Genomic DNA, 15,910 nt, shown 5'->3' with positions numbered 1-15,910 from the left:
GTTATTCCGGGGTGCCCGTCAGGTCGTGGCCGAGCTGCGCGGCCAGCTTCTCGAGCAGGCCGCTGGCGGCGTCCGCGATGACCGTCCCGGGTGGGAAGATCGCGGCGGCACCCGCCTCGTACAGTTCGGCGAAGTCGCCGGGCGGGATGACGCCCCCGACCACGATCATGATGTCGGGACGTCCCACCGCGGCGAGGGCTTCCCGGAGCGCAGGCACCAGCGTGAGGTGACCTGCGGCCAACGACGACACACCGACCACGTGGACGTCGTTGTCGGCCGCCTGGTTGGCGACCTCCTCCGGGGTCTGGAACAGCGGTCCCACGTCCACGTCGAATCCGATGTCCGCGAAGGCGGTGGCGATCACCTTCTGGCCGCGGTCGTGGCCGTCCTGCCCCATCTTGGCGATGAGGACACGGGGACGCCGGCCCTCCTCCTCCGCGAACTTCTCGACGAGTTCCGTTGCCTTGTTGATGTTGTCGACCTTTCCGGCCTCGTCCCGGTACACACCGCTGATGGTCCGGATCTCGGCCTGGTGACGCCCGTACACCTTCTCGAGCGCCTCGGAGATCTCGCCGACCGTGGCGTTCGCGCGGGCCGCATCGATCGCCAGGGCCAGCAGGTTGTTCTCCATCGAGACATGACCCGTCGCTTCGCTCGCCCCGGCCTCCGTGGTGGCCGCGGCGCGGCTCAGTTCGGCGAGCGCCGCCTCGACGGCGTCCGAGTCGCGGTCGGCGCGCAGCCGGTCCAGCTTCTCGAGCTGCTCCTTGCGGACCCGCGAGTTCTCGACCTTGAGGACCTCGATCTCGTCGGCCTCGTCCGGCACGTACTTGTTGACGCCGACGAGCGGCTGCCGGCCGGAGTCGATGCGGGCCTGCGTGCGGGCCGCGGCCTCCTCGATCCGCAGCTTCGGGATGCCCTCACTGATCGCCTGCGCCATGCCGCCGGCCTCTTCGACCTCGGCGATGTGTGCGCGGGCCCGGTTCGCCAGCTGGTGGGTGAGCCACTCGACGTAATGCGATCCGCCCCAGGGGTCGATGGGACGGACGGTCCCCGACTCCTGCTGCAGCAGCAGCTGGGTGTTGCGGGCGATGCGGGCGGAGAAGTCCGTCGGCAGCGCGAGGGCCTCGTCGAGCGCGTTGGTGTGCAGCGACTGGGTGTGCCCCTGCGTCGCCGCCATCGCCTCGACACATGTGCGAGCCACGTTGTTGTAGACGTCCTGCGCGGTCAGCGACCAGCCCGACGTCTGCGAGTGGGTGCGCAGCGACAACGATTTCGCGGACTTCGGTTCGAACTTCGCGACCAGTTCACTCCACAGCAGGCGACCCGCCCGCAGCTTCGCGACCTCCATGAAGAAGTTCATGCCGATCGCCCAGAAGAACGACAACCGGGGCGCGAACTTGTCGATCTCCATGCCGGCGTCGAGGCCGGCACGGATGTACTCGACACCGTCCGCGAGGGTGTACGCCAGCTCCAGGTCGGCGGTGGCCCCGGCCTCCTGAATGTGGTAGCCGGAGATGGAGATCGAGTTGAACTTCGGCATCTTCGCGCTGGTGTACGCGAAGATGTCGGAGATGATCCGCATCGACGGCTTCGGCGGATAGATGTAGGTGTTGCGGACCATGAACTCCTTCAGAATGTCGTTCTGAATGGTTCCGGCCAACTGCTCCGGGGCGACACCCTGCTCCTCGGCGGCCACGACGTACAGCGCGAGGATCGGCAGCACCGCACCGTTCATGGTCATCGAGACGCTGACGCTGTCGAGCGGGATGTGGTCGAACAGCTGACGCATGTCCAGGATCGAGTCGATCGCCACCCCGGCCATGCCGACGTCACCCTGCACCCGCGGATGGTCGGAGTCGTAGCCGCGGTGCGTCGCCAGGTCGAACGCCACCGACAGACCCTTCTGCCCGGCCGCGAGGTTGCGGCGGTAGAAGGCGTTGGATTCGGCGGCGGTGGAGAAGCCCGCGTACTGGCGGATCGTCCACGGCTGGTTCACGTACATGGTGGGGTACGGTCCGCGCACGAACGGTGCGGCGCCCGGGAAACTGCCCACCGGGTAGCCCTCGGCCTCGGCGGCGTCGCGGTCGGCCTTGGTGAAGACGGGTTTGACGTCGATGCCCTCGGGGGTGGACCACACCACCTGTTCGGGGCTGTAGTGGTTGGCGGCCGCGGCGGATGCGATCAGCTCGTCCGTCTGCTCCGGGGTCGGGGCGGGCGGCTGCGGAAACTGCGGATCCTCCAGTGGCACGTCGGCGAAGCTGCCGATCGCGTGCTTGACCTCGCGAGTAGTCACTTCTTGCTCCCTGTGTCGCCCGAGGAGTCACTCGAGCTCTCGATGGTGTCGAGCAGGCCGGACAGGACCGAGACTGCGTCGATACGGGCGGTGACGAATCCGTCGGGCCGGGCGGAGCCGTCCGCGTCGGCGACGACCTTCTCCGGGCCGGCGAGCAGCACGGTGCCGACACCGGCCGCGCGCAGTTCCTCCACCGCGGCGGTGGCTTCGGCGGCGTACCGCTTGTCGGTACCGCAGATCACCGCGATACCGGCGCCGGAGTCCTTCGCGGCGGAGGCGATGCTGCCGTCACCGATGGCGAGGGGACCGGGATTGCGGGCCTCGATGCCGCCCGACGCCAGCAGGTTCGTGCTGAACGTGGTCCGCACGTTGTGCTCGGCGACGGGGCCGAGCGGGGCCAGGAAGACGGCGGGTCGCGCCCCGTGCGCCGCCAGGTAGGCGTCGGAGCGGTCCCGCAGCGCCTCGAACGCCGCGGCGTACCGGGCGACGCTCCCGGTCTCGGCGGCGCCCGCGGGCAGCGGGGCTTCCGCGAGGTTCGGGAACTCGTTGACCCCGGTGACGGTGGTCTTGCGGTGCGCGATGTCCGAATCACGTTGGGCGCGGGTGGACGCGATCCGGTCACCGATCAGACCGGCATCGAGCGCGGCGACGTAGCCGCCCGCCGCCTCGATCTGCTGGAAGAACTCCCACGCCTTGGCCGCCACCTGCTGGGTGAGGTCCTCGACGTACCACGAACCGGACGCCGGGTCGAGCACCCGGCCGAGATGCGACTCCTCGAGCAGCAGCAGCTGGGTGTTGCGGGCGATGCGGGCGGCGAAGGTCTTCGACACACCCAGCGCCCCGGCGGGCAGTGCGGCGTCGAACGGCAGCACCGTGACGGCGTCCGCGCCGCCGACACCGGCACCGAACGCGGCCAGCGTCGTGCGGAGCATGTTCACCCATGGATCGCGTTGCGCCATCATCGCGGCCGAGGTGACCGCGTGCTGGGGGGCGCCGCCGAAGTCGGAGGCGCCGCACACCTGGGCGATCCGCGCCCACACCAGCCGCGCCGCCCGGAACTTGGCGATGGTCTGGAACTGGTCGTCGGTGGCCGAGAACCGGAAACCGAGCTGCCCGAGCGCCTGCCCGATGGTCAGGCCGCTCTCGGTGAGGGCCCGCAGATATTCGAGGCCCGCCGCGATCGCCGCACCGAGTTCCTCGGCGTCGGACGCGCCGGCGTTGTGAAACACGGTGCCGTCCACGGTGATTGCCCGCACGCTCTCCGAACGCGCCGCGGACTCGGCCGCGAGAGCCACCGCATCGCCGAGTTCGACGTCGGCGGCACCGGAGAACGCGCTCGTGAGCAGGGCGGTCCCGAGGTCGACGCGGACTGCGGTGCGGTCGGTGACCCCGTCACCCGCCGCGGCACGCGCGTCGAGCAGCGCGAACAGTGCCCGCCCCGCGAGCGGTGCGTCCGTTCCGGCGTCGAGGGTCAGCGGGGCCAGGTCGAGGAGCACCCCGTCGAGCGCCGTCTCCAGCGACCGGACCGGAAGGTCGGCGCCTCCGACGGCGAGCCACAGCGCGCTGACACCGTTCTCCAGGGCGTCCAGGACGGAGCGGTTGACGTCCGCCGCCTCCGCGCCCTCGCCGAAGCGGGCGCTGACCAGCCAGCCCGCGTTCACGTCCCGGGTGGCGTCCGCGCCACGCACGTAGGGGAAGGTGCCGGGCAGGGGCTGCTCCGGACGCTCGTCGCGCGGGCTGTACAGCGGCGCGACGGTGACACCGTCGTAGGTGACGGTCTCGAGGAGCTTCTGGGGTTCCGGACCGAGTTCCGCGGCGTCGATCCGACGCGACTTCGCGAGGACTCCGGCCACGGAGTGCTGCCAGTCGGCGTACGCCCGCGCAGCTTCCTCGGCTTCTGAAGCTAATGACACGGTGTCGGCTTCCTCTCCCTGATGAGCGATCGATCAATACATTGTGTGACTGTGATGCTAGCCGCAGTTCGGCGCCCCCTATCGTGAGGATCACCACACAATGCATAACCTCAGGTCATGAGCATTGCGCAGGAACCGGTGGTCACCGATCGCACCGCCACGCAGCGGTTGTTCGGTCTCGGCGCGCCGACCCGGGACGTCGACGACCGCGGCGAACCCCTCAATCGTATGAGCATGGACATCGGCGCGCTCGCCCCGAATACCGCCCGGACCGCCTACGGCGGCGTCCTCGCCGTGCTGCTCGACGATCTCCTGGGATTCACCGTCTGGGACCGGCGCGGAACACGCGACGGCCTGGTCTCGGCCGAGCTGTCGGTGGACGTCGTGACACCCCGGCGGTGGCAGGGACCGACGCTGCAGGCCGAGGGGCGGCTCCTCGCACTCACCGCGGACGGCGGCACCTCGACCGCCCGCGTCCACGACTCGGCGGGCACCCTGATCGCCACCGGCACCCTGTGGGGCAACTTCGTGGACCTGCCGGCGCCGGGCGCGGACGGGTCGGCCCTCCCCGACTTCCCGGAACCGGGGGTCGCGCCGCTCGACTGGATCGGCGGGCGGATCGAGGACGGACCCGACGTGCGGGTCGTGGTGCCGGCCAACCCGCTGGTCGCGAACAAACTCGGGTTCATGCACGGCGGCGTCCAGGGGTGCGCGATGGACCTCGCGGCGAACGCGGCCCTGAGCCGGACCGGCGCGGATATGGACACGGCGTCCGTGCGGATCAACTATTTCCGTCCGATTCCCCTCGACCGCGACACGACGTTCACCGCGGACGTGGTCAGGGCGGGCCGCTCGGTGGCGGTGGCCCGGGTGGCCGGGACCGCGGGCGGGCGGATCTGCGTCGAGGCGACCGTGACCGGGCGCCGACGCCTGTCCTGACCGGCGCTCACGGCGCCCCGCCCCGGTCACCCGGGTAGCCTGATGCCCTGTGAAGAGACGCCTCGGGGACCGCAGGGTGATCGGCGTCGCCGTACTGGCAGTCGCGCTGGTCGTCGTGGCGCTGCTGGCCCCGCACCCGTCCGTGCTGCAGGTGCGGGAATGGGCGCGGTCGGTCGGGCCGGCCTTCCCGCTCGTCTTCTTCGCCGTGCACGCGCTGGTGACGGTGTTCCCGTTCCCCCGCACGGTGTTCACGCTGAGTGCCGGTCTGCTGTTCGGTGCGTGGCTGGGCATCGCGATCGCAGTGCTGGCATCGACGGTGAGTGCGGTGCTCGCCCTCTACCTGGTGCGCGCCGTCGGCCGGGACGTGGTGTGGCAGCGCATCTCCAATCCGACGATCCGCCGGGTGGACGAGCGGATCGCCCGGCGCGGCTGGCTCGCCGTCGGTTCGCTGCGACTGATCGCGTTCGTCCCGTTCTCCGTGGTGAACTACTGCGCCGGGGTGTCCTCGATCCGGCTGGTCCCGTACGTGCTGGCCACGGTGGTCGGTGTGCTGCCGGGGACCGTCGGCATCGTCGTTCTCGGCGACGCCCTCACCGGGGAGACGAAGCCGGGACTTCTCGTGCTGTCCGCGGTGTGCATCGTCATCGGAATCGCCGGGCTGGTGGTGGACTCCCGGCGGCCGCTGGACGGTTCCGGCGACACGATGCCGGACGTGGCCGTCGACTGCCCCGCCGAGGACGAGTCAATAGCGCAGCCTTGAACCCAGCTAGTCAAGCTTTGAGTCTTGACATATTAATATCCAGTTTCTAACCTTGACCCATGTTCGTGTTGACGGTCGACCAGCGCGGAAGCCGCCGCGACGTCGACCGCGTCGCCCAACTCCTCACCGAATTCGCGAACCGTGACCTCGTCCGCCCGTTTCAGCGGACCGCCGGCGACGAGGTCCAGGCCGTCGTCGCGGACCCGGCCACCGTCGTCGACCTCGCACTCGACCTCGTCGGACGCGAACACTGGAGCATCGGCATCGGCGCCGGACCCGTCGAAGAACCCCTCCCCGCCGAGACCCGGGCCGGTCGCGGCCCCGCGTTCGAATCCGCACGGGTCGCCGTCGACCGCGCCAAGAGCGCCCCCGGCCGGGTGGCCGTCGAAGGCTCCGACCCCGAGAGCGCCGCCGACGCCGACACCGCCCTCACCCTCGTCGCGGTCCTCGTCGCGCGCCGCACCGAGGAGGGCCGCGAGGCCGTCGAACAGATGCGGCACGGATCCACCCAGATCGAGGCGGCCCGCGCGCTGGGCATCAGCAAACAGGCGGTCTCCCAACGACTCTCCACCGCCGGCTGGCACGTCGAGACCGCCGGACGACGACTGGCCGAACGACTCCTACGCAAGGCGGACACGTGACGACCCTCGCACTCATCGCGCTCGGCGTCGCCGCCGCCGCACCCCTGGCCCTCGCGGCGCCCCGCAGCCCCCGCTGGATGTCGCAGTGGGCGGCGCCGATCGTGGTCGCGCTCGCCCTGGCCGTCGCCGCGCTCGCCGCCTCCGCCACCACCCCGGTCACGGGCTTCGCGCTCGCCGCGACCCTCGTCCTGTGCGTCGCGGCCGCCACCACCGGCGGGGCACCCCTCGTGCTCGCCGCGTTCCGCATCGCGCGCCGCCAACCCGACGCCGGATCCGACCAGCGGCCCGACGCCGGGCCGCTGCGCGGCGGACGGATCATCGGACTCCTCGAGCGTGCCGCCGTCGCGGCCTCGATCCTCGCGGGCTGGCCGGAGGGGATCGCCGTCGTCCTGGCGGTCAAGGGACTGGCCCGCTACCCCGAGCTGCGCGAACCGCACGCGTCGGAACAATTCATCATCGGCACGTTCACCAGCGTGCTCTGGGCGATCGCGGTGTGCGGAACGGGACGCGCCCTCATCACCTAGCCGTCCCCGCCACCGGTGCGGGACATTCACCCCCGGGGGGCACAGAACCAGCCCTGGGGGTGGTGGGAGCGCTGCCCGATGCGGACGAGAGTCGTACTCGTCCGCATCGAGGGAGAAATATTTCGTGCCTACCGATTTCGTGTCACACGTCCGCGCCCAGGTCGCCACGTACGGCGACGACCGGTCCTACATCTACCACCGTGAGGTCGGCCGCGAACTCGTCGCCGAGGACGTGACCTACCGTGACCTGGATCGGGACGCACGCGCGCTGGCGGTGTGGCTGTCGACCCGGCCCGAGGCCGAGCATCCGGTGATGCTGCTGTACGTCGACGGAATCGACTTCCTCCGCGCGTTTCTCGGTTGCCTCTATGCCGGGGTGGTCGCCGTCCCCGCCCCGGTCCCGCACGACGTGCGCAGCATGCAGCGCGTCGCCACGATGTTCGACGACGCCGATGTGCGCCTCGTCCTCACCACCGCCGCGGTAGCCGAGCCGCTCGACACCTGGATCCGCGACTCCGGGCTCGCCGGCACGGTCTCCGTCGCCGCGACCGACACCACCGAACCGGGCGATCCCGACGACTGGCGGCTCCCCGACCTCGACGGCGACACCCTGGCATTCCTCCAGTACACCTCCGGTTCCACCAGCGAACCGAAGGGGGTGATGGTGACCCACGGAAATCTGCTGCACAACGCCGCGGCCATGACCCGCGCGAACGGCGCCGACGACACGGTGACCGGCGCCGGCTGGCTCCCGCACTTCCACGACATGGGTCTGATCGGGATGCTGCTGCTGCCGATCTACGTGGGCGGCAATCTCGTGTTCATGTCGCCGATGTCCTTCCTCAAGCGGCCGGTGCGGTGGCTGCAGCTGATCGACCGGTACCGCGCCGACATGACCCTCGGCCCGAACTTTGCGTACGACCTCGTCGCCCGCCGGATCTCCGACGATCAACTGGCCGGGCTGGATCTCTCCTCGGTGCGGGTCGCGCTGAACGGGGCCGAACCCATCCGGCCACGCACTCTCGACGCCGTGACCGACCGGCTCGCACCCTTCGGCTTCCCGGCGGGCGCGTTCCTGACCGCGTACGGGATGGCCGAGGTGACCCTGCTCGCGACCGCGAGCGAGGTGGGCTGCGCCCCAAGGTATCTCGACGTCGACGCCGACGCGTTGGAGCGCCACGAGCTCACCCCGAGGGGCGGTGGTGTCCGGCTGGTCAGCAGCGGCCGGCCGTTCGGGTGCGACATCCGCATCGTCGACCCGCACACCGGCCGGGAGCTGCCGCACGGCCGGGTCGGGGAGATCTGGATCTCCGGTGGCAGCGTCGCCGCCGGCTATTGGAACCGGCCCGACGAGACCGAGGAGAAGTTCCGCGCCACCCTCGCCGGCAACGGACCGTACCTGCGCACCGGCGACCTCGGGGTGACCGACGACGACGGTCACCTCTACGTCACCGGCCGCCTGAAGGACCTGCTGATCGTCAACGGCCGCAACCTCTACCCGCAGGACGTCGAGGAGGCCGTGCGGGAGCTGCATCCGGCGCTCACCGGTGCCGCCGGGGTGGTGTTGTCGATGGATACCGGGCAGCACGAGCGGCTGCTGGTGATCCACGAGGTCAAGACCGCGCTGATCGACGACCTGACGCTGCCCGGCCTCGCCCGCCGGATCCGGCTCACCGTCGCCCGCGACTTCGACGTCCACGCGCCGAGCGTGGTGCTCGTCGACCGGCACGGAGTGCATCGCACCACGAGCGGGAAGGTCCAGCGCAGATCGATGCGCGCGTCGTTCCTGCAGTCCCGCGTCGAGGCGGTGCTGCACGAGGAGATCGACCCGGCGGTGCAACGCCTCCGGGCCACCGCCGTCGCAGCGCCCGCCTGACCCCCGATCACCGACCAGAGAGAACCCCGATGCGTATCCCCGAACAGAGCACCCCGCGCGACCACGCACCAGTCATCGACTGGCTCGCCGGACGGGTGGCCTTCCACACCGAACAACCGGTGCGCGAGATCGACCCCCACCTGCCCCTCGCCGAACTGGGAATCGAATCGGTGTCCGCGGTGAGCCTGTGCGGCGAGATCGAGGACCGCTGGAACCTCGAACTCGACCCCACCGTGGTGTTCGACTATCCGACCATCGCCGAGATGGCCGTCTTCGTCGTCGGCGAAGCAGCCCGGTACCGGACGGCCTCATGACCGACGTCGCCGTCGTCGGCCTCGACTGCCGCTTTCCGCAGGCACCCGACGCCGACGCGTTGTGGACGCTGCTGATGGGCGGCGGCGACGGAATCACCGGCGTCCCCGCCGGGCGGTGGAACGCGGACGACGTCTACGACGCCGCCGGCGGTCCCGGCTCGGTGAACAATCGCAGCGGCGGGTTCCTCGCCGACGCGGACGCGTTCGACCACGAATTCTTCGGCATCGCGCCCCGCGAGGCCGCGGCGATGGACCCGCAACAGCGGCTGCTGCTGCAGGCGGCGTGGCGGGCCTTCGAGGACGCCTGCCTGGACCCGCGGGCGCAGGCAGGGTCGAACACCGGCGTGTACGTCGGCGTCATGGCCAACGAGTGGAATCTCCAGATGCGTGACGCCTCGCGTATCACCCCCCAACTCGGCAGCGGCAACGGCTATTTCATGACCGCCAACCGGGTGTCCTACCACCTGAACCTGCAGGGCCCGAGCATGGCGATCGACACCGCCTGCTCGTCGTCCCTCGTCGCCGTGCACCTGGCCTGCGCGGCACTGCGGTCCGGGGACTGCGATCAGGCCCTCGCCGGGGGCGTCAACCTCACCCTGACCCCGACGGTGAACGTCTTCTACACCCAGGCCGGGCTGTCCGCGCCGGACGGCCGGTGCAAACCGTTCAGCGGAACGGCCGACGGCATCGGTCGCGGCGAGGGTGTCGCGGTACTCGTGCTGCGCCGGCTCGAGGACGCGCAGGCCGAGGGCCTGCCGGTCTACGCGGTGATCAAGGGAAGCGCCGTCAACAACGACGGCCGCAGCAACGGAATCACCGCACCCAACCGGTGGGCCCAGCAGCAGGTCGTCCAGACGGCCTACCGCCGTGCGGGTGTCACGCCGGCCCAGGTCGCGTTCGTCGAGGCCCACGGCACCGGAACGGTGCTCGGCGACATGATCGAGAGCAAGGCCCTCGGTCACGTCCACGGGGTGACCCGGACACAGCCGTGCGCGATCGGATCGATCAAAGGCAATCTCGGCCACACGGAGGGGGCGGCCGGCGTGGCCGGTCTGATCAAGGTAGCCCTGTCCCTGCACCACCGGGTGGTACCGCCCAGCCGCCACGCGGAGGACGCGAACCCGCGACTCCGGCTGGCGGACAACGGCCTCCGGCTCCTGTCCGAGCCGATGACGCTGCCCGGCGGTGATGTGCACGGCGCCGTCAGCAGTTTCGGGCTCGGCGGCACCAACGCCCACATGCTGCTGGCCTCCGCGCCCGCCCCCGACCCCGCCGCGGCGAGCGCCGGCGGCGGCGTGCTCACCCTGTCGTCGAACAACCCGGACGGCCTCGCCCGCAACGCCGCCGTCCTGGCCGACGATCTCGCACGTCCCGGCGTCGACCTGGGCCGGGTCTGCTGGACCACCAACACGGTCAAGGCATCCGGACGCCACCGCCTCGCGCTCACCGCGCACGACCGGGACGACGCCGTCGCGGCGCTGCGCGCGGTCGCGGACGACGAAGACCTGCTCGCGTCGCTGTCCGGCGCGGCCCGACCGGTGAGCATCGGCTGGTTCTTCACCGGTCAGGGTGCGCAGTACCCGGGAATGTCCCGCGCACTGCACGAGCACCACGGCGGCTACCGGCGCGCACTGTCCGACGTGGACGAGCGGATGACACCGCATCTGGGCCGCTCGGTGCGGGAGATGCTGTTCGACGCCGGTGACGAGATCCATCGGACCGAGTTCGCGCAGCCCGCCCTGTTCGCGGTCGAATACGCGCTGGCCCGGACGCTCGGCGAGCTGGGTGTCGAACCGGCGTGGCTGATCGGTCACAGTGTCGGCGAGTACGCGGCCGCGGCGCACGCCGGAGTGTTCGGCCTGGACGACGCGTGCCGGCTGATCGTCGCGCGGGGACGGCTCATGCAGCACCTGCCCGCGGGCGGCACGATGCTCGCGGTCCGGGCCACCGCGGACGAGGTCGCCGACCTGCTCGCCGGCGAACCCGCGGCCGCGCTGGCGGCGGTGAACGGGCCGCGGGACCTGGTGCTGTCGGGGGCGGCCGACGCGCTCGAACACCTCGGCGCCGCACTGACCGCCACCGGATTCCTCGTCCGCCGGCTGACCGTCTCGCATGCCTTCCACTCCCCCGCCATGGTGCCGATGCAGGACGCGTTCGCGGAGGTCGCCGCCGACTGCAGCTATGGGCCGCCCGCAATCCCGATCTTCTCGACCACACGCGGACGGCTGCTCGACGTCGACGAACCGATGGACGCGGCCTACTGGACCGACCACATCACGGCGACCGTGCGGTTCGCGGACGCCGCCGCGGCCGCCCTCACCTGCGATCCGACCCACCTGATCGAAGTGGGCCCCGCACGAATCCTGTTGCCGCTGACCGCCCGCGCCCATCCCGAGTCGCCCGCGCGGCACCTGACGCCGTGCCCCGGCCCGGCCGCCACCGGCACCGAACTCCCCGACACCCTCGCCGCCCTGTACCGGGACGGACTGGGCCCCGCGTGGGATGCGCTGTACGAGCCGGAGGCCCGAGTACGCCGACGCCTCAGCGGGTACCGGTTCGCGACCACCTCCCGGTTCTGGACACCCGACGACGCACCCGCCGCCGCGGCGCAGACCGCCGACACCGCACCGCCCACCGTCACACGAGAAGCCGAGGACACCACCATGGACCAGCTGATCGCGCTCTTCCGGGAACAGGCCGCCGTTCTCGCCGCCGCCGCCCACGGCGTACCCGCGGTAGCCCTCCCCGCCCCCGCGACGCCGGACGTCGGAGCGGGTCCCGCGACAGCGGTCGGCGACGTCGCGACCAGGGTGCGCACGGAAGTCGCCCGGGTCAGCGGATTCCCCGCAGCCGCACTGAAGGCGACACAGACGATCGTCGGCGACCTTGGATTCGACTCGATCATGATCACCGACCTGTTCGCCGGGGTGAGCCGCGCATTCCCCGGTCTCGTCGTCGAACCGACCTGGTTCTCACAGAGTCGCACACTCGGCGATGTCATCGAGCACGTGACCGCGCACCACGCACCCGGGCCGCGCACCACGGTGACAACCGTCCCGGAACCGGAACAGACCGTGGCACCCGAGTTCCGCATCGCGGAGTTCCCGGAGGTTCAGGCGCTCGCCACCCGGCTGACCTCGGCCGAGGGGCTCGGGGTCACCAACCCGTACTTCCTCGTCAACGACGGCGTCACGCGGGACACGTCGACGATCGGAGGCGCCGAGGTCGTCAACTTCTCGAGCTACAACTACCTCGGCATGTCCGGGCACCCCGCCGTCGTCTCGGCGGTGCAGGACGCGGTCGCCCGCTACGGCAGTTCCTGCTCGGCCAGTCGTGTGCTGTCCGGGGAGAAGCCGGTACACCGCGAACTCGAGGCCGAACTGGCCGGCCTGCTCGGCACCGAGGACGCGATCGCCCTCGTCAGCGGACACGCCACCAACGTCACGGTCATCGGTCATCTCCTCGGGGAGGGTGACCTGCTCATCCACGACAGCCTCGCGCACGACAGCATCCTGCAGGGCTGCGCACTGTCCGGCGCCACCCGGCGTCCCTTCCCGCACAACGACCACGCCGCGCTGGACGCCCTTCTCACCGCCATCCGATCGCAGTACCGGCGGGTCCTCATCCTCATCGAGGGCGTCTACAGCCAGGACGGCGACATCCCCGACCTGCCCGCGATGATCGCGGTGAAGAAGAAGCATCAGGCACTGATGATGATCGACGAGGCGCACAGCATCGGGGTGCTCGGCGCCACCGGCGGGGGCATCGGCGAGCACTTCGCCGTCGACCGCGACGACGTCGAACTGTGGTCCGGCACCATGTCGAAGGCCCTGGCCGGCTGCGGCGGTTACGTCGCGGGCAGCGCCGCGCTCATCCGCTACCTGAAGTACACGACACCCGGTTTCGTCTACAGCGTCGGGATGACGCCGATGAATGCCGCGGCGTCCCTGGCCGCGATCCGGCAGATGCGCGCCGAACCCGAGGCGCTCGACCGATTGCGTCGCAACTCCCGGCTCTTCCTGCAGCTCGCCACGGACGCCGGAATCGATACCGGGGACACCGAGGACACCCCGGTCATCCCGTGCATCGTCGGGGATTCACTCCGCACCCTCGCACTGTCCAACGCCCTGCTCCGGCGCGGCATCAACGTGAACCCGATCCTCTACCCGGCCGTGCCCGAAGACCTCGCGCGGTTGCGCTTCTTCGTCACCTCGTGCCACACGGAGGACCAGATCCGGTCCACGGTGGCCGCTCTCGCCGAAGAACTCGCCACGCTCGTCGCGGCGGCGTAGCGCCGTGCCCGGCCCCCTCCGGCTGTTCTGCTTCCCCCACGCCGGCGGCGGATCCTCGACGTACCGCCACTGGCACCGCGCCCTGAGCCCGCACGTGTCGGTGTGGCCCGTGCAGCTGCCCGGACGGGAGAGCCGTGCCGGCGAGGCCGGGTTCACCGACGTCGAGTCCCTCGTCACCGCACTCGACTCCGAACTCGCCGAACACCTCACGGAGCCGCACGTCTTCTTCGGGCACAGCATGGGTGCGTTGGTGGCGTACCGGCTCGCGTGCCGCCGGCGCGCGGCCGGGCAGCCGCTCCCACGGGCGCTGCTGCTCTCCGGGTACTCGGCGCCGCACCTGCCCTCGCCGCTGCCACCGGTCGACGACCTGGACGACGCGCCACTGATCGAGTTGCTGCGCATCACGGGCGGTCTGCCCGCCGACCTCCCGGCCCGGCCGGCGTGGCGGGACCGCTGCCTCCCCGCGCTGCGGGGCGATCTCCGCCTCTGCACCGGCTACCGCGATCCGGGCGACCCACCGCTTTCCTGTCCGGTGCATGTGCTCGGCGCGGACGCCGATCCGCTGGTCGGCGAGCGGGATCTGCACGCCTGGGAGCGGCACACCACCCGGCTGCGCGAGGTGCACATCATGCCGGGCGATCACTTCTACCTCGAGCACACACCCGAACACCTCTTCGGCGTGCTCCGCCCGTTACTGCGTCGCTACGCCGTGTCGGAGTCGGTCAGTGAGTCGGCGGGGTGACGGGAGGCGGCAGCTGCCCGGGCGCTCCCCCCGGATCCCGCGGCGCATGCTCGTCGGCGCCACCGGACGTCGCGAGCGGTCCCGGACCGTCGACTGGACGACGGGCCTCGACCTCCGCGGCCCGGACGGCCTGCGCGATCGCCGGGTCGGACTTGGTCTCGAACCAGTCGGCGACCTCTTCCGAATCGTCCTCGGGCTTGGGCAGATCCTCCTCCGTGGTGGACGGCTCGTACCGGAACACCCCGTCCTGCCCCTGCGCGCCGAGGGTCTTCGCGAACCCCTTGAGGGCGTCACCGAAGTCGCTGGGCACCAGCCACACCTTGTTCGCGTCGCCCTGCGCCATCTGCGGCAGTGTCTGCAGATACTGGTAGGCGAGGAGTTCGGGGGTGGGCTTGCCGGATTTGATTGCGGCGAACACCTTTTCGATCGCCTTCGCCTGGCCCTGCGCCTGCAGGTACTTCGCGGCGCGGTCGCCCTGCGCCCGCAGGATGCGGGACTGCCGCTCACCCTCCGCGGTGAGGATCGACGCCTGCTTCGCGCCCTCCGCGGCGAGGATGCGGGACTGCTTGTCGCCCTCCGCCGTCTTGATCGCCGACTCCCGATGCCCCTCGGCGGTGAGGATGGTGGCCCGCTTCTCGCGGTCCGCCTTCATCTGCTTCTCCATCGACTCCTGAATCGACGGCGGCGGATCGATGCTCTTGAGTTCGACCCGGGCGACGCGCAGACCCCACCGGCCGGTGGCCTCGTCCAGCACACCGCGCAGCTGCCCGTTGATGGAGTCACGCGAGGTGAGCGTCTCCTCCAGCGTCATGCCGCCGACGACGTTGCGCAGCGTGGTGGTGGTCAACTGCTCGACACCGACGATGTAGTTGCTGATTTCGTACACCGCGGCCTGCGGGTTGGTGACCTGGAAGTACACGACGGTGTCGATGTTCAGCGTCAGGTTGTCCTGGGTGATCACCGGCTGCGGCGGGAACGACACCACCCGTTCACGCAGATCCACCTTCGCCCGGATACGGTCCGCGAAGGGGATCAGAAACGTCAGCTGGCCCGACACGGTCCGCGCGTACCGGCCGAGTCGCTCGATCACCGCGGCCTCGGCTTGCGGCACCAGCGCCACCGATTTGGCCACCACCAGGGCGACGAACAACACGAGCACGATCAACACGATGAGCGCTGCCATCTACGGTCCCCTCCATACGACGGCGGTCGCGCCGTCAATTTGCATTACCGTCACGGTCGTCCCCGGTGGATACACTTCCGTGCTGTCGAGCGGGCGGGCCGTCCAGACGTCGCCGCCGAGCCTGATCTGCCCTGCGTGTTCGGCGACCTCCTCGAGCACCAGGGCCTGCTTGCCGGTCAGCGCCTCGATCCCGGTCGGGGTCGGTGGCGGGGTCTCGAACTTACGCAACAACACCGGCCGCACCCCGAGGATCAGGGCGAGGGACAGCACGCCGAAGATGACCGCGTCGACCCAGACCGGGAAGTCGGTGATCGCGGTAACCCCGGCCGTGGCCAGCGCACCGCCCGCCAGCATGAGGAGGAAGAAGTCCCCCGTCAACGCTTCCGCGGCGGCGAGCAGCACCCCCGCTACCAGCCAAATCAATGCAGCCACA

12 protein-coding genes are annotated in these 15,910 nt (G+C 70.7%); 8 read left to right on the top strand and 4 right to left on the bottom strand.

The window, feature by feature from the left end:
* Nucleotide 1 precedes the first annotated feature (1 nt).
* Together scpA and FND50_RS18350 are read right to left on the bottom strand one after the other, a co-directional pair.
* The gene (scpA, locus tag FND50_RS18355; RefSeq protein ID WP_144286609.1) at nt 2–2,293 is read right to left on the bottom strand and encodes a methylmalonyl-CoA mutase; all 2,292 of its coding nucleotides are present in this window, start codon (nt 2,291–2,293) and stop codon (nt 2–4) included.
* Nucleotides 2,290–4,206: a methylmalonyl-CoA mutase family protein gene (locus FND50_RS18350; protein ID WP_144286608.1), complete on the bottom strand. Its 1,917-nt coding sequence runs from the start codon at nt 4,204–4,206 to the stop codon at nt 2,290–2,292. Before FND50_RS18350 ends, scpA begins: the two co-directional genes overlap by 4 nt.
* 117 nt (nt 4,207–4,323) lie before the next feature.
* Here FND50_RS18350 and FND50_RS18345 point away from each other — a divergent pair, with 117 nt between their 5' ends.
* From FND50_RS18345 to FND50_RS18310, 8 genes are all read left to right on the top strand, one after another.
* Entirely contained in the window at nt 4,324–5,145 is an 822-nt protein-coding gene (locus tag FND50_RS18345) for a PaaI family thioesterase (RefSeq protein ID WP_144286607.1), read from the top strand.
* Between the two features lie 49 nt (nt 5,146–5,194).
* Nucleotides 5,195–5,905, top strand: coding sequence for a TVP38/TMEM64 family protein (locus FND50_RS18340; RefSeq protein ID WP_260850485.1), 711 nt, complete (start codon nt 5,195–5,197; stop codon nt 5,903–5,905).
* Nucleotides 5,906–5,964: 59 nt separating this feature from the next.
* Nucleotides 5,965–6,546, top strand: coding sequence for a hypothetical protein (locus FND50_RS18335; protein WP_144286606.1), 582 nt, complete (start codon nt 5,965–5,967; stop codon nt 6,544–6,546).
* A complete protein-coding gene (locus tag FND50_RS18330; protein ID WP_144286605.1) occupies nt 6,543–7,070 on the top strand; it encodes a hypothetical protein in 528 nt (175 codons plus the stop codon). Before FND50_RS18335 ends, FND50_RS18330 begins: the two co-directional genes overlap by 4 nt.
* A 124-nt stretch (nt 7,071–7,194) precedes the next feature.
* Complete coding sequence (locus FND50_RS18325; RefSeq protein WP_144286604.1) at nt 7,195–8,946, top strand: fatty acyl-AMP ligase; 1,752 nt, start codon at nt 7,195–7,197, stop codon at nt 8,944–8,946.
* A 29-nt stretch (nt 8,947–8,975) separates the two neighbouring features.
* Complete coding sequence (locus tag FND50_RS18320) at nt 8,976–9,260, top strand: acyl carrier protein (protein WP_005241880.1); 285 nt, start codon at nt 8,976–8,978, stop codon at nt 9,258–9,260.
* On the top strand, nt 9,257–13,552 hold the full coding sequence (locus FND50_RS18315; RefSeq protein ID WP_144286603.1) for a type I polyketide synthase: 4,296 nt from the start codon (nt 9,257–9,259) through the stop codon (nt 13,550–13,552). The genes FND50_RS18320 and FND50_RS18315 overlap by 4 nt, the downstream gene beginning before the upstream one ends.
* A 4-nt stretch (nt 13,553–13,556) precedes the next feature.
* Nucleotides 13,557–14,294 (top strand): thioesterase II family protein, encoded by a 738-nt coding sequence (locus tag FND50_RS18310; protein WP_144286602.1) that lies wholly within the window; start codon nt 13,557–13,559, stop codon nt 14,292–14,294.
* On the opposite strand, the gene FND50_RS18305 is transcribed toward FND50_RS18310, so the two are convergent.
* Together FND50_RS18305 and FND50_RS18300 are read right to left on the bottom strand one after the other, a co-directional pair.
* On the bottom strand, nt 14,275–15,477 hold the full coding sequence (locus FND50_RS18305) for an SPFH domain-containing protein (RefSeq protein ID WP_007300673.1): 1,203 nt from the start codon (nt 15,475–15,477) through the stop codon (nt 14,275–14,277). The two genes, FND50_RS18310 and FND50_RS18305, sit on opposite strands and share 20 nt — an antisense overlap.
* Entirely contained in the window at nt 15,478–15,909 is a 432-nt protein-coding gene (locus tag FND50_RS18300) for an NfeD family protein (RefSeq protein WP_144286601.1), read from the bottom strand. It abuts the gene before it with no gap.
* Nucleotide 15,910: the final 1 nt, after the last annotated feature.

Origin of the sequence: Rhodococcus sp. WB9, assembly GCF_007558985.1 — a bacterium.
In the GTDB taxonomy this organism is placed as follows: domain Bacteria; phylum Actinomycetota; class Actinomycetes; order Mycobacteriales; family Mycobacteriaceae; genus Rhodococcus_F; species Rhodococcus_F opacus.
The sequence above is the reverse complement of the archived record's forward strand: the minus strand, read 5'-3'. Positions and strand labels throughout refer to the sequence as shown.

Coding starts and splice junctions, on each gene's coding strand:
- FND50_RS18345 (WP_144286607.1), top strand. CDS start 4,324: ATGAGCATTGCGCAGGAACCGGTGGTCACCGATCGCACCGCCACGCAG.
- FND50_RS18335 (WP_144286606.1), top strand. CDS start 5,965: ATGTTCGTGTTGACGGTCGACCAGCGCGGAAGCCGCCGCGACGTCGAC.
- FND50_RS18320 (WP_005241880.1), top strand. CDS start 8,976: ATGCGTATCCCCGAACAGAGCACCCCGCGCGACCACGCACCAGTCATC.
- FND50_RS18315 (WP_144286603.1), top strand. CDS start 9,257: ATGACCGACGTCGCCGTCGTCGGCCTCGACTGCCGCTTTCCGCAGGCA.
- FND50_RS18305 (WP_007300673.1), bottom strand. CDS start 15,477: ATGGCAGCGCTCATCGTGTTGATCGTGCTCGTGTTGTTCGTCGCCCTG.